Annotated in this window: 14 protein-coding genes and 1 other RNA gene; 12 read left to right on the forward strand and 3 right to left on the reverse strand. The window is 64.0% G+C overall.

Going from position 1 to position 13,674, the window contains the following annotated elements:
* Positions 1 to 238: 238 nt before the first annotated feature.
* The 3 genes from fumC to ssrA all read right to left on the reverse strand — a co-directional run bounded on the left by fumC (position 239) and on the right by ssrA (position 2,794).
* Positions 239 to 1,696: a class II fumarate hydratase gene (gene fumC, locus ABIB73_RS11390; protein WP_354223985.1), complete on the reverse strand. Its 1,458-nt coding sequence runs from the start codon at positions 1,694 to 1,696 to the stop codon at positions 239 to 241.
* An 89-nt stretch (positions 1,697 to 1,785) separates the two neighbouring features.
* Entirely contained in the window at positions 1,786 to 2,304 is a 519-nt protein-coding gene (locus ABIB73_RS11395; RefSeq protein WP_354223987.1) for an SspB family protein, read from the reverse strand.
* A gap of 114 nt (positions 2,305 to 2,418) precedes the next feature.
* Positions 2,419 to 2,794: a transfer-messenger RNA gene (gene ssrA / locus ABIB73_RS11400) on the reverse strand.
* Between the two features lie 84 nt (positions 2,795 to 2,878).
* Here ssrA and ABIB73_RS11405 point away from each other — a divergent pair.
* The 12 genes from ABIB73_RS11405 (at position 2,879) to ABIB73_RS11460 (ending at position 13,651) form a co-directional block, all read left to right on the forward strand.
* Positions 2,879 to 3,484: a chromate transporter gene (locus ABIB73_RS11405; protein ID WP_354223989.1), complete on the forward strand. Its 606-nt coding sequence runs from the start codon at positions 2,879 to 2,881 to the stop codon at positions 3,482 to 3,484.
* A complete protein-coding gene (locus tag ABIB73_RS11410; protein ID WP_354223991.1) occupies positions 3,481 to 4,011 on the forward strand; it encodes a chromate transporter in 531 nt (176 codons plus the stop codon). The genes ABIB73_RS11405 and ABIB73_RS11410 overlap by 4 nt, the downstream gene beginning before the upstream one ends.
* Positions 4,012 to 4,106: 95 nt before the next feature.
* Entirely contained in the window at positions 4,107 to 4,868 is a 762-nt protein-coding gene (locus ABIB73_RS11415; protein WP_354223993.1) for a tripartite tricarboxylate transporter TctB family protein, read from the forward strand.
* 7 nt (positions 4,869 to 4,875) lie between these two features.
* Positions 4,876 to 6,390, forward strand: a complete 1,515-nt coding sequence (locus tag ABIB73_RS11420) for a tripartite tricarboxylate transporter permease (RefSeq protein WP_354223995.1) — start codon at positions 4,876 to 4,878, stop codon at positions 6,388 to 6,390.
* Between the two features lie 151 nt (positions 6,391 to 6,541).
* Entirely contained in the window at positions 6,542 to 7,525 is a 984-nt protein-coding gene (locus ABIB73_RS11425; RefSeq protein ID WP_354223997.1) for a tripartite tricarboxylate transporter substrate binding protein BugD, read from the forward strand.
* A gap of 189 nt (positions 7,526 to 7,714) precedes the next feature.
* Entirely contained in the window at positions 7,715 to 8,509 is a 795-nt protein-coding gene (locus ABIB73_RS11430; protein WP_354223999.1) for a thymidylate synthase, read from the forward strand.
* A 5-nt stretch (positions 8,510 to 8,514) separates the two neighbouring features.
* Entirely contained in the window at positions 8,515 to 9,000 is a 486-nt protein-coding gene (locus ABIB73_RS11435) for a GNAT family N-acetyltransferase (protein WP_354224000.1), read from the forward strand.
* Positions 9,000 to 9,509, forward strand: a complete 510-nt coding sequence (locus ABIB73_RS11440) for a dihydrofolate reductase (RefSeq protein WP_354224001.1) — start codon at positions 9,000 to 9,002, stop codon at positions 9,507 to 9,509. Before ABIB73_RS11435 ends, ABIB73_RS11440 begins: the two co-directional genes overlap by 1 nt.
* A 159-nt stretch (positions 9,510 to 9,668) precedes the next feature.
* Positions 9,669 to 10,805 (forward strand): FtsH protease activity modulator HflK, encoded by a 1,137-nt coding sequence (gene hflK / locus ABIB73_RS11445; RefSeq protein ID WP_354224003.1) that lies wholly within the window; start codon positions 9,669 to 9,671, stop codon positions 10,803 to 10,805.
* On the forward strand, positions 10,802 to 11,698 hold the full coding sequence (gene hflC / locus ABIB73_RS11450; RefSeq protein WP_354224005.1) for a protease modulator HflC: 897 nt from the start codon (positions 10,802 to 10,804) through the stop codon (positions 11,696 to 11,698). The genes hflK and hflC overlap by 4 nt, the downstream gene beginning before the upstream one ends.
* 71 nt (positions 11,699 to 11,769) lie before the next feature.
* Positions 11,770 to 11,976 carry a DUF2065 domain-containing protein gene (locus ABIB73_RS11455; RefSeq protein ID WP_188100998.1) on the forward strand — a complete coding sequence of 69 codons (207 nt, stop codon included), beginning with the start codon at positions 11,770 to 11,772 and terminating at the stop codon, positions 11,974 to 11,976.
* 157 nt (positions 11,977 to 12,133) lie between these two features.
* A complete protein-coding gene (locus ABIB73_RS11460) occupies positions 12,134 to 13,651 on the forward strand; it encodes a Do family serine endopeptidase (protein ID WP_354224007.1) in 1,518 nt (505 codons plus the stop codon).
* The last annotated feature ends 23 nt before the right edge of the window (positions 13,652 to 13,674 follow it).

A 13,674-nucleotide genomic window follows, 5' to 3' on the forward strand; every position in this document is an offset into this window, starting at 1 on the left:
AACATTCAGAAACCAGGCGCCGCGTGGCGCCCCAAAAGACTTGATTGTCATTTGCTCGTCCTCGTCAATCGGCCCCTTGGGCCATCAAACGATGAATTTTCGCCCGCCAAGGGCAGAATGGCTGCGTAGTAAACATCCTCGCCGCGACATTGACGGTAATCAAATCCTGCCCGCTTAGCCTTATATTTATGAGCCTTAGGGCTCCGTATCATTACGGATGACTATCGGAATTCGGAATTCATCCGGGCCTCGTCATCTTCTCCGGCTGCACCAGACGGTCGAATTCGTCCGCCGAGACGAAGCCGAGCCGCAGTGCTTCCTCCTTCAGCGTGGTGCCGTTGGCATGCGCCGTCTTCGCCACCTTGGCCGCGTTGTCGTAGCCGATCTTCGGCGCCAGCGCTGTCACCAGCATCAGCGAGCGCTCCATCAGCTCCTTGATGTGCTTTTCGTCGGCGCGGATGCCGCTGACGCAGTGCTCGGTAAAGGAGCGCGCGGCATCGGCCAGCAGGCGGATCGAATGCAGCATGTTGTAGGCGAGCACGGGCTTGTAGACGTTGAGCTCGAAATGGCCCTGGCTGCCGGCGACCGTGATCGTGGTGTGATTGCCGAACACCTGGCAGCACACCATGGTCATCGCCTCGCACTGGGTCGGGTTGACCTTGCCCGGCATGATCGATGAGCCCGGCTCGTTCTCCGGCAGGATCAGTTCGCCCAGGCCCGAACGCGGGCCCGATCCCAACAAGCGGATGTCGTTGGCGATCTTGAACAGTCCCGTCGCCACCGAATTGATGGCGCCGTGCACCAGCACATAGGCGTCGTTGGAGGCCAGCGCCTCGAATTTGTTGGCGGCGCTGGTGAAGGGCAATTTCGTGATCCCGACCACGTGCTTGGCGAACAGCTTTGCGAAGCGAGGGCTCGAATTGAGGCCGGTGCCGACGGCGGTGCCGCCCTGCGCCAGCGGATAGAGATCCTTCACCGCGACCTTGAGCCGCGCGATGCCGCTTTCGACCTGGGCGGCATAGCCCGAAAATTCCTGGCCGAGCGTCAGCGGCGTCGCATCCTGGGTGTGGGTGCGGCCGATCTTGACGATCCTGGCGAATTCTTTCTCCTTCTCGCGCAGCGCCCGGTGCAGCTCGCCGAGCGCGGGAACGAGGTCGGCGGTGATGCGGCCCGCGGCCGCGATATGCATCGCGGTGGGAAACGAGTCGTTCGACGACTGGCTCATGTTGACGTGATCGTTCGGATGCACCGGCTTCTTGGTGCCGAGCTCGCCGCCCAAGAGCTCATTGGCGCGGTTGGCGATGACCTCGTTGAGGTTCATGTTGCTCTGGGTGCCTGAGCCGGTCTGCCACACCACCAGCGGGAAATGATCGTCCAGCTTGCCCTCGATCACCTCGCGCGCGGCGCGGATGATGGCATTGGCGCGGCGCTGGTCGAGCAGGCCGAGCTCTTGGTTGGACTGTGCGGCGGCAAGCTTGACGATGCCCAGCGCGTGCACGAGCGAGATCGGCATGCGATCGATGCCGATGCGAAAATTCTGGCGCGAGCGCTCGGTCTGCGCCCCCCAATAGCGATCGGAGGGGACCTCGATTGGACCGAAGCTGTCGGTCTCGATACGGGTCGCGGAGCTTGACGGGCGGGCGGTCTTTGAGCGGGCAGTCTTTGAGCCGGCAGTCTTGGCCATGAGCACATCCATTCTGCCGCGCGAAACACCGCGCGGTCTCTTCATATGCTCTTCTATATAGACAGTTTGGTCGGGCGCGACGGTCTCGCGCCCAACCTGGATCATTTCTTGCGGAAACGATCGAGCCGCACGACTTCGGCGCCGCCCTGGCTCGGCGGGGTCGGCTCTTCCGCGGTCTCCGCCTTCTCGCCGGCGGGCGCGGGCACCGATACGGCCGACGCAGCGGGGGCCGCCTGCAAGGTCTCAGGCGCGACTTCGGCGACGTCGGCGGTCTCGAACTGGAGGCCGAATTTCACGGACGGATCGAGGAAGCTCTTGATGGCGCTGAACGGCACGATCAGCCGCTCCGGAATGCCGCCGAAGGACAGGCCGACCTCGAAGCGGTCTTCGAGCACGGTCAGATCCCAGAACTGGTGCTGGAGGATGATCGTCATCTCTTCCGGATACTGCGCGAGCAGCCGCGACGAGATCTTCACGCCCTCGGCCTTCGAGACGAAGGTGATGAAGAAATGGTGCTCGCCCGGCAGTCCATGGGACGCGGCATCGGTCAGCACCTTGCGCAGCACGCCGCGCAGCGCGTCGCGGGCCAGCACATCGTATCGGATATGATCGGTCGCCATGGTGGTCCTGTTGCATTCCAGGAGACTGGCCCTGCCGGCCCGACTCGCCAAGCCGCAATAGTACCGCGCCTGACGGGTCAGCAGGAGTCCCCGCCGGGAAGGAAATAAGAGGTAAGTGGAGGCTTCTGTTGCCAGGTGCCTCCGAACCCCGCCTAACGGAGCTTAACCCGTTAGGACTTCAGAATGGTCTTTCAAACTGCGTTACGCAGCCTGAGCAACCGGAGCAAAGTTGTCGTTGGCAACTATTGCATAGCCCGATAACGGCGGAACAATACCGAGAAAAAGAACGCCCTTTACGCCCTCGTCGATCCTATTTCGCCCCCGCCAAAGCCCGCCTTTCGGCAGGCTGAAGCCCGTCAATCGGAGGGCTTTGGTGGAGGCGCCGGGTACCGCCCCCGGGTCCGAATGGTTTATTACGACGACCGTTTATTTCCATAGCCGGCGAACCGGCACCCCCAATATAGGGGGCAAAGGTTTAGAAAGACAGGGGTTTGGCGCGGGCACGGCGCTGTTCCCTTTGGATAGGTTCCGGACAGCCTTGGCCGGGCTGCGGCCCGCGTTCTAAGCTGTTGGCATGTCCCTGGATTCAGCACCGGCCGCCCAAGAGCCGGATATTCCCGCCACCCACGCCCCACCGCCCGGCCTGCTCGCGCTGTTCCTGGCCTTCGCCCGGATGTCACTGGCCGGTTTCGGCGGGGTCTTGGTGTTTGCCCGGCACGCCATCGTCGATCGGCACCGCTGGATGACGGCGGACGAGTTCAACGAGACCTTCGCGCTCTGCCATTTCCTGCCCGGGCCCAACATCGTCAATTTGTCGATGGTGTTCGGGTCGCGGCTGCGTGGGATCGCCGGCGGCGTTGCCGCTTTTACGGGGCTGCTGCTGCCGCCGACGCTGATCATGACCGTGCTCGCGATCATCTACGCCCATTTCGGCGATGTCGACGTGCTGCGCCGCAGCCTCGCGGGCATCTCCTGCGCCGCGGTCGGCCTGTTGATCGCGGTGGTCTTCCGCATGATGACGCCGCTGTTCAAGCGAATGGATGCCGCCGCGCTCATCCTGATGATTGCGGTGTTCACAGCCATCGGCGTGCTCCGGTTGCCGCTCCAGGCGGTGCTGCTGGTCGCGATCCCCCTCAGCATCGCCGTGACCTTCATCCTGCGACGGAAGGTAGCAGCATGAACAGCGAGAGCCCGATCTGGGCGCTGATCTCCACCTTTGGTCTGATGTCGCTGTTCGCTGTCGGCGGCGCCGCGGCGGCGGTGCCCGAGATGCACCGCATCGCGGTCGACGTGCATCACTGGATGACCGACAAGCAGTTTGCCGACGCCTATGCGATCGCGCAGCTCTCGCCCGGTCCCAATGTCCTGATCGTCACATTGATCGGCTATGCCGTTGCCGGCATTCCGGGCGCGTTGGCGGCGACGCTGGCGATGTGCCTGCCGACGGCGCTGCTTGCCTATTATGTCAGCCGGCTCCTGAACCGGCCGAGCCAATCGCGCTGGCCCGGCCTGATTCAGGCTGCACTGGTTCCGCTCTCGATCGGATTGATGGCGGCCAGTGCCCTGATCCTGGCCCAGTCGACCGATCGCACCATTGCTGCGCTGCTTCTGACCGTGACGGTTGCGGTGATCGCCTCTGTCTCGCGCATCAATCCGCTGTGGCTCCTGCTCATCGGGGGATTGTTGGGTTTTGCTGGCATTGTGTGATGAAAATCGCTAGGCAGTGATCCGGGCGGGGGATCCATTTTCCAGCCGATTAGAACAACAGTGCTCGTGACTTACGGGTCGCGGAGGAGACATGCATGGCCGATACAATGGGCCACTCGGCGACAACCATACGAAACACGTCGGTGGCGATCGGGTTTTGCCTGCTGGCGCTCGCGCCGCAGATTTTCGAATTCATCTGGTCGATCGGGACGATCTTTGGCTGGGGCGTCGGGCGCGGCCCGGCCACCGTCCTGATCAGCCACGCCACCGCGCTGGTTGTTGGCGGCCCCGCTGCGTTGCTCGGCGCGGCCGGTGGTGACACCAAGAAGGCGTCATCCGATGTGCTGCTGGCGCTGATCTATTCCTATCCGCTGTTTGTGGTGGCGATCCTCACCATCTTCATGACGATCAGGTCGGCTCAGGACTATGTCGGCGGGATCGTTCTGATGGCGCTCGCCCTGTTCGCGCTGTGGGCCTCCAGCGATTTGCAGGGGATGCGCGGCTTCTCCTTTGGCGCAGGCACGGCGCCGCGCATGTTCGGCGGGCTTCTCGTGGCGCTTGGCGCCGGCATCGCATTGACGGGACTGCTGACCGACGGACCGGCGATGGCGCATTATTCCTGGCGCGGGCCGCTGTTCGTGATGGCCTCGATCGTTTTCTTCGCTCTGGCGATCCGTCCGCTCGGGGTGGTGGTTTCGGCATTCACGAGCTTCCTGATCGCGGCGATGGGCACGCATGAGACGCGCTGGATCGAAACGATCATCGTCGGCGCCTGCCTGACGCTCGGCTGCGCGCTACTATTCCCCTACGTGCTCGGGCTGCCGATGCCGATGTTCCCGCGTTTCCTGGTTCAGTGAGGCTGTCATGGAGCTCTTCGCCAACCTCGCTCACGGTTTTGCCGTCGCATTCTCTCCGATCAATCTTCTGATGTGCCTAATCGGCGCCCTCGTCGGCACGCTGGTCGGCGTGCTGCCGGGCATTGGCACCATCGCAACCGTCGCGATGCTGCTGCCGATCACCTTCGGACTGCCGCCGGTCGGCGCGCTGATCATGCTCGCCGGCATCTATTACGGCGCCCAGTATGGCGGCTCGACCACATCGATCCTGGTCAACATACCCGGCGAGGCGACATCGGTCGTCACCGCGATCGACGGCCACGCGATGGCCAAGCAGGGCCGCGCCGGCCCGGCGCTGGCGATCGCCGCGATCGGCTCGTTCTTCGCTGGCTGCGTCGCGACCGTCCTCATCGCCGTGCTCGGTGCGCCGCTGACCAAGCTCGCGCTGGCGTTCGGTCCGGCCGAATATTTTTCGCTGATGGTTCTCGGCCTGATCTTTGCGGTCGTGCTGGCCAAGGGTTCGGTGCTGAAGGCGATCGCGATGATCGTGTTCGGCCTGTTGCTGTCGATGGTCGGCTCGGACATCGAGACCGGCGCCTCGCGCATGGCCTTCAACATTCCGGAGCTTGCCGACGGCCTCGGCTTTGCGACCGTAGCGATGGGCGTGTTCGGCTTTGCCGAGATCATCCGCAACCTCGACGCCGGCGCCGAGATGAACCGCGATCTCGTGCAGCAGAAGATCACCGGCTTGATGCCGACCAGGAAGGACCTGGTCGACTCGGCGCCTGCGATCGTGCGCGGCACCATCCTCGGTTCGATCCTCGGCATCCTGCCGGGCGGCGGCGCGGTGATCGCGTCGTTTGCGGCCTACACGCTCGAGAAGAAGATCGCCAAGGACCCGTCGCGATTCGGCCGCGGTGCGATCGAGGGTGTGGCGGCGCCGGAAAGCGCCAACAACGCCGCGGCGCAGACCTCGTTCATCCCGCTGCTGACGCTCGGCATCCCGCCGAACGCGGTGATGGCGCTGATGGTCGGTGCGATGACCATTCATGGCATCGTGCCGGGTCCGCAGGTGATGCAGAAGCAGCCGGACCTCGTCTGGGGCATGATCGCCTCGATGTGGATCGGCAATCTGATGTTGATCATCATCAACCTGCCGCTGGTCGGAATCTGGGTGCGGCTGTTGCGCGTGCCGTACCGGCTGATGTTCCCCTCGATCGTGATCTTCTGCGCGATCGGCATCTACTCGGTGAACAACGCGCCGGTCGACGTCATCCTCGCCGGCGTGTTCGGCCTCGTCGGCTATTGGCTGATCAAGCACGATTTCGAGCCGGCGCCGCTGCTGCTCGGCATGGTGCTCGGACCACTGATGGAAGAGAACCTGCGCCGCGCGCTGCTGATCTCGCGCGGCGACTGGACCGTGTTCCTGACGCGTCCGTTGTCGGCCGTGCTGCTGGCGATCGCGGCCTTCCTGCTGGTGCTCACGGTGCTACCTTTCTTGCGGACCAAGCGCGACGAGGTGTTCACCGAATCCGAGAGCTGATCGCGCCGCGCCCTGCGTCGTCGCCGCGCCTGCGTCGGCGCGTCGCATTCGGAAGTCCAATCGACTTGGACGACAGCTTCGTGAAATGAAAATGCCGGCCGTAAGGCCGGCATTTTTGTTTGTGGCGCAAGAGACCGACAAGGGGATCGAGATGACTTCTATTCGCGCGCTTGCCGCGACCGCATGTGCCGCGGCGCTCGCATCGCTGTGCGGCTTTGTCGCACCGGCTCACGCGCAGACCTATCCGACCCGCAGCATCACCATGATCGTGCCGTTCGCGGCCGGCGGTCCGACCGACGTCGTCGCGCGCATCGTCACGTCGCACATGGCGCAGACGCTTGGGCAGAGCATCATCATCGAGAACGTCGTCGGCGCCGGCGGCACCACCGCAACCACGCGCGCCGCGCGCGCGGCCAACGATGGCTATACGCTGATCACCGGGCATATGGGCACGCATGCCGCCTCGGTGCCGCTCTATCCGAAGCTCGCCTATCATCCCGAAAAGGACTTTGAGCCGATCGCGCTGCTCGCGGGCACGCCGATCCTGATCCTGGCGCGCAAGGATTTTCCGCCGAAGGACCTCAAGGAGTTCGTGACTTACGTGAAGGCCAACGCCGAGAAGGTCAACGCGGCGCATGCCGGCGTCGGTTCGGTCTCGCATGTGTCCTGCGAGCTGCTGCACTCCATCCTCGACATCAAGCCGGTCGGCGTGCCTTTCAACGGCACCGGACCGGCGATGAACGCGCTGGTGGCGGGCCAGGTCGATTACATGTGCGACCAGATCGTCAACGCCGTGCCGCAGATCAATGCCGGCACCATCAAGGCCTATGCGATCGCTACGCCGGAGCGCAATCCGTCGCTGCCGACCGTGCCGACGACGGCGGAAGCGGGGCTGTCCGCGTTCCAGGCCCAGGCCTGGAACGCCATGTTCGCGCCCAAGGGAACCTCGCCCGCGATCGTGACAAGCCTGAACGCTGCCGCCATCAAGGCGCTCGACGACGAGACGGTGCGAAAGCGCCTGCTCGAGCTCGGCAGCGTCATCCCGGGTCCCGCGGAGCGCACGCCGGAGGCCCTCGCGACCCTCGTGAAGAGCGAGATCGCAAAGTGGAGCCCGGTGCTCAAGCCGGCAAGTTAATCAGCACAATCAAGCCGATAGGCGAGGGGGCGGGACGCGAGTTCCACCCCTTGTCGTTTGCACCCGGAATGCTCAGTTTTCCGGGTATAATCTGTGCGAACCGGCGAATCGCCGCTGTTGCAGCGCGGGGCCGGCCGTTAAGTTCGCCGTCCTCCCAAAGGCTGCCGTATTCCCTAAGGTTTTTGGCACATGCACCAGTATCAGGACCTGCTCGAGCGGATTCTTTCAGACGGCGCCGAGAAGACCGACCGGACCGGCACCGGCACGCTGTCGGTGTTCGGCCATCAGATGCGCTTCAATCTCTCCGCCGGCTTCCCGATGCTGACCACCAAGCGGCTGCCGCTGAAGGCGATCGTGCATGAGCTGCTGTGGTTCCTGAAGGGTGACACCAACATCAAATATCTCAAGGACAACGGCGTCACGATCTGGGACGAGTGGGCGGACGCCAATGGCGATCTCGGTCCGGTCTACGGTCATCAATGGCGCTCCTGGCCGGCGCCGGACGGTCGCAGCATCGACCAGATCGCGAACGTGGTCGACATGATCAAGCGCAATCCGGACTCGCGCCGCCTGATCGTCTCGGCCTGGAATCCGGCCGAAGTGGACAAGATGGCGCTGCCGCCGTGTCACTGCCTGTTCCAGTTCTATGTCGCCAACGGCAAGCTGTCGTGCCAGCTCTATCAGCGTTCGGCCGACGTGTTTCTCGGCGTGCCCTTCAACATCGCCTCCTACGCGCTGCTCACCATGATGGTGGCGCAGGTCACGGGCCTGAAGCCCGGCGATTTCGTGCATTCGTTCGGCGACACCCATCTCTATTCCAACCATCTGGAACAGGCACGGCTCCAGCTCGCGCGCGCCCCGCGCGCGCTGCCGGTGATGCGGATCAATCCTGATGTGAAGGACATCTTCTCCTTCCGCTACGAGGATTTCGAGCTCGTCGGCTACGATCCGCATCCGCACATCAAGGCGGCAGTTGCGGTCTAGCACCGATGTCTCTCAACATCCGACGCGCGCGTTCCGGCGAAGCCGGGCTCGTTCTTTCGTTCATCCGCGAGCTCGCCGCGTACGAGAAGCTGTCGCACGAGGTTGAAGCGACCGAGGCGATGATCGGTGATGCGTTGTTCGGCGTCGATCCGCGGCTCTATTGCGCGATTGCCGAGTGGGATGGCGAGCCGGTCGGCTTTGCGGTGTGGTTCGTCAATTTCTCCACCTTCAGCGGCCGCCACGGCCTCTATCTCGAAGATCTGTTTGTGCGGCCGTCGCATCGGGGCAGGGGCCTCGGCAAGGCGCTGCTGGTCTATTTGGCGCAGGAATGCGTCGAGAATGGCTGGTCGCGCCTGCAATGGGCGGTGCTCGACTGGAACGCGCCGTCGATCGCGTTCTACAAATCGCTCGGCGCCGTGATGATGGACGACTGGACGCTGTGCCGCGTCACGGGTCCTGCGCTGGCGCGGCTCGCGGGGAATGACACCTGATGGAGATCGTCTTCGTGGTTGCGATTGCGGAAAACGGCGTCATCGGCGCAGGTGGCGCGATTCCGTGGCGGCTGAAATCCGACATGCAGCGCTTCAAGGCGCTCACGATCGGCAGGCCCGTGATCATGGGCCGCAAGACGTTTGAATCCCTGCGCCGGCCGCTGTCCGGCCGTACCAACATCGTCGTCACGCGCGACGCGGGCTATCGCGCAGCTGGCGCGGTCGTCACGATATCGAACGCAGATGCGGACGTGGTTGCGCGCGGCGATGCCCTGCGGCGTTCGGTCGCCGAGATCGCCGTGATCGGCGGCGCCGAGATCTACCGGCAATGGCTCGATCGCGCCGATCGCCTCGAAGTGACGGAAGTGCACGCGCGGCCCGATGGCGACACACATTTGGACATCGATAAGGCAGAGTGGGAGGAAACGAGCCGCGAGCGTCATCCGGCCGGCGCGGACGACAGCGCCGACTTCTCCTATGTGACATATCGTCGGCGGCTGCCCCATTAACTGCATTCGCCAATGTTTACATTGACTTTTCCGCGCCCGAGCATAGCTCGTGGGGCGGTCAGGCTTGCGTTGTAAGGGTCCTTTCGGTCCCCTATAAAGCCGGACCGGACAATGCGGGCCGGCTAAGTTCTAGTCCCGGTCTGCCGAGGAGAGCGTCGAATGCCGTGGAAGAATCAGGGCGGTGGCCCGTGGGGCTCGGGTCCGAAAGGACCGTGGGGCTCAGGCCCGCAACCGGTCGGGCCGAGGCCGCCGGATCTGGAAGACCTTCTGCGCCGCGGTCAGGACCGCCTCCAGCAGATCATGCCGGGCGGCTATTTCTCCGGCATCGGCATCACGCTGATCCTGCTCATCATCATCGCGCTCTGGCTGCTGTCGGGCTTCTTCCGCGTGCAGTCTGAAGAGCAGGGCGTCGTGCTGCGCTTTGGCAAGCACGTGCGCACCGTAGACCCCGGCCTGAACTATCATCTGCCCTATCCGATCGAGACAGTGCTGCTGCCGAAGGCGCTGCGCGTGTCCACCATTTCCATCGGCATGACGCTGATCGACGATCCGGCCCGGCGCGGCCGCTCGATCCGCGACGTGCCGGAAGAGAGCCTGATGCTGACCGGCGACGAGAACATCGTCGATGTCGACTTCACCGTGTTGTGGCGCATCAAGCCCAACGGCGTCGGCAACTTCCTCTTCAATATCCAGAATCCCGAGGGCACCGTGAAGGCGGTCGCCGAAAGCGCGATGCGCGAGGTGATCGGCCGCTCCAACATCCAGCCGATCCTGACTGGAGCGCGGACGCAGACCGAAACCACGGTGCAGGACCTGATGCAGAGGACACTCGACGGCTACGGCGCCGGCATCCAGATCGCCCAGGTGCAGATGCAGAAGGTCGACCCGCCTGCACAGGTGATCGATGCGTTCCGCGACGTGCAGGCGGCGCGCGCCAATCTCGAGCAGTTGCAGAACGAAGCGCAGACCTACGCCAACAAGGTCGTGCCGGACGCGCGCGGCCGCGCGGCGCAGATCATCCAGGCGGCCGAAGGCTACAAGGAGCAGGCGGTTGCCGAGGCCAAGGGCCAAAGCTCGCGCTTCCTGAAGGTGTACGAGGAATACAAGAAGGCGCCCGACGTGACGCGTGAACGGATCTATCTGGAGACGATGGAGCGCGTCCTCGGCGGCTCCGACAAGCTGATTTATGACGGAGGCTCCTCGGGCCAGGGCGTCGTGCCCTATCTCCCGCTCAGCGAATTGACGGCCAAGCGGCCCGCCACGACCGGCCAGCAGTCGAGCGGAGGCACCCGATGAGGTCTCCGGTTACAGGTATCGTCGCGCTTCTCGGGCTTCTCCTGGTCCTGATCGTCGCCTACATGTCGCTGTTCACGGTGCAACAGACCGAGCAGACCATCGTGCTGCAATTCGGTAAGCCGGTCGACGTCGTCACCGATCCCGGGCTGCACTTCAAGGCGCCCTGGAATTCCGTGATCAACATCGACAAGCGGATCCTCGACCTCGAGAACCCGTCGCAGGAGGTCATTGCGTCCGACCAGAAGCGCCTCGTGGTCGACGCTTTTGCGCGCTACCGCATCAAGGACGCGCTGCGCTTCTATCAGAGCGTGGGTTCCATTCAGGCCGCCAACCTCCAGCTCACATCGCTGCTGAACGCGGCGTTGCGCCGCGTGCTCGGCGAGGTCAACTTCATCACCGTGGTGCGTGATGAGCGCGAGAAGCTGATGGGGCGCATCCGCGAGCAGCTGGACCACGAAGCCGACGGCTACGGCATCGAGGTCGTCGACGTCCGGATCCGGCGCGCCGATCTGCCGGAGCAGAACAGCCAGGCGGTCTACCAGCGCATGCAGACCGAACGTCAGCGCGAAGCGGCCGAGTTCCGCGCGCAGGGCGGTCAGAAGGCGCAGGAGATCCGCTCCAAGGCCGATCGCGAGGCAACCGTAATCATTGCCGAAGCGAACTCGACCGCCGAGCAGACGCGCGGCGTGGGTGACGCCGAGCGCAACCGTCTGTTCGCCGAAGCTTACGGCAAGGATGCTGACTTCTTCGCCTTCTACCGGTCGATGACGGCCTATGAGAACGGGCTGAAGGCGAGCGACACCCGTTTCCTGCTGCGGCCGGATTCGAATTTCTTCCGCTATTTCGGTAACCCGAGCGGAAAGACGGCGACCGAGACACCGGCGAAGCCGTAAGCTAGACCTAGGGCGGCACTTCTGCCGCCCTTCGTCCAGACAAGAACAGCATAACGGGAGGTTCCAATCCGATGAGGTCCATTGCGTTCGCCGACTTCCTCATCGGCTTAGGCATCCTGTTCGTGCTGGAAGGCTTGATGTTCGCGGCAAGTCCCGCCTGGATGCGCAAAGCGATGAAGAGCGCAATCGCCACGCCGGACAACATCCTGCGCGCGGTCGGGATCGGTTCGGCTGTCGCCGGATTGATCCTGATCTGGGTTATGCGGCGGCCCATTTAGAGGGCTGCACCAACGCCAAAGTGAAGGCGAAGGGCCGGTTTTCGCCGTATTGTCCGGGTCTTGAGGCCGGTTAAGGTCCGTGCTTGCGCCGTCCCCCTGTTCGAGCGCAGTCTTCGGGCGAATCCTTGGCGTCGAATCCTTTTCTCTGGAGACCACAATGACCGCTGCCATCATTGCCCCGTCCCGCTTGCGCCCGATCCGCTTGCGATTTGGGCTGGCCGCGCTCGCCTTCGGCGCTTTCAGCGCTTTCGGTTCGCCGGCCCATGCGCGCGGACCGGAGGGCATCGCCGACGTCGCCGAGAAGGTGATCGACGCGGTCGTCAACATCTCGACCTCGCAGACCGTCGAAGCCAAGGGTGGCGGCGGCAGCAACACCATGCCGCAACTGCCGCCCGGCTCGCCCTTCGAGGAATTCTTCGACGACTTCTTCAAGAACCGTCGCGGCCCCGGTGGCGGCAGCAAGGGCGGCGATAACGGCAACGGCCCGCCGCGCAAGACCAACTCGCTCGGCTCCGGCTTCATCATCGACACCTCCGGCGTCGTCGTGACAAACAATCACGTCATTGCGGACGCCGACGAGATCAACGTCATTCTCAACGACGGCAGCAAGATCAAGGCCGAGCTGGTCGGCGTCGACAAGAAGACCGACCTTGCCGTGCTGAAGTTCAAGCCGCCGAAGCCGCTGGTTTCGGTGAAGTTCGGTGACTCCGACAAGCTGCGCCTTGGCGACTGGGTGGTCGCGATCGGCAACCCCTTCAGCCTAGGGGGCACCGTGACGGCCGGCATCGTCTCGGCCAAGAACCGCGACATCTCGTCGGGGCCCTATGACAGCTACATCCAGACCGACGCCGCCATCAACCGCGGCAATTCCGGCGGCCCGTTGTTCAACCTCGATGGCGACGTCGTCGGCGTCAACACGCTGATCATCTCGCCCTCCGGCGGCTCGATCGGCATCGGCTTCGCCGTGCCGTCGAAGACGGTCGCGGGCGTGGTCGACCAGCTCCGCCAGTTCGGCGAATTGCGGCGCGGCTGGCTCGGCGTCCGCATCCAGAGCGTCACCGACGAGATCGCCGAAAGCCTCAACATCAAGCCGCCGCGCGGCGCACTGGTCGCCGGTATCGACGACAAGGGCCCGGCGAAGCCTGCCGGCATCGAGCCCGGCGATGTCGTCGTCAAGTTTGACGGCAAGGACATCAAGGACCCGAAGGATCTCTCCCGCGTCGTCGCCGACACTGCGGTTGGCAAGGAGGTCGACGTCGTCATCATCCGCAAGGGCGAAGAGCAGACCAAGAAGGTCACGCTCGGCCGCCTGCAGGATCCGGACAAGGTGCAGGCCGCGGTGAAGACCGACGAGCCCGCGCCAGAGAAGCCGGTGACGCAGAAGGCGCTCGGCCTGGATCTCGCGACGATCAGCAAGGATTTGCGCACGCGCTACAAGATCAAGGACACCGTCAAGGGCGTGGTCGTCACCAATGTCGACGCCAATTCGGACGCCGCCGAGAAGCGGCTCTCCGCCGGCGACGTCATCGTCGAGGTCGCGCAGGAGGCCGTCTCCAGCGGCGCCGACATCCAGAAGCGGGTCGATCAGCTCAAGAAGGACGGCAAGAAGTCCGTGCTGCTGCTGGTCTCGAATGGCGATGGCGAACTACGGTTCGTGGCGCTGAGCGTGCAGTAAGGCAGGCTGCTCGCCTCTCGTCA

This window comes from Bradyrhizobium sp. F1.4.3 (assembly GCF_040548375.1).
Taxonomy (GTDB): Bacteria; Pseudomonadota; Alphaproteobacteria; order Rhizobiales; family Xanthobacteraceae; genus Bradyrhizobium.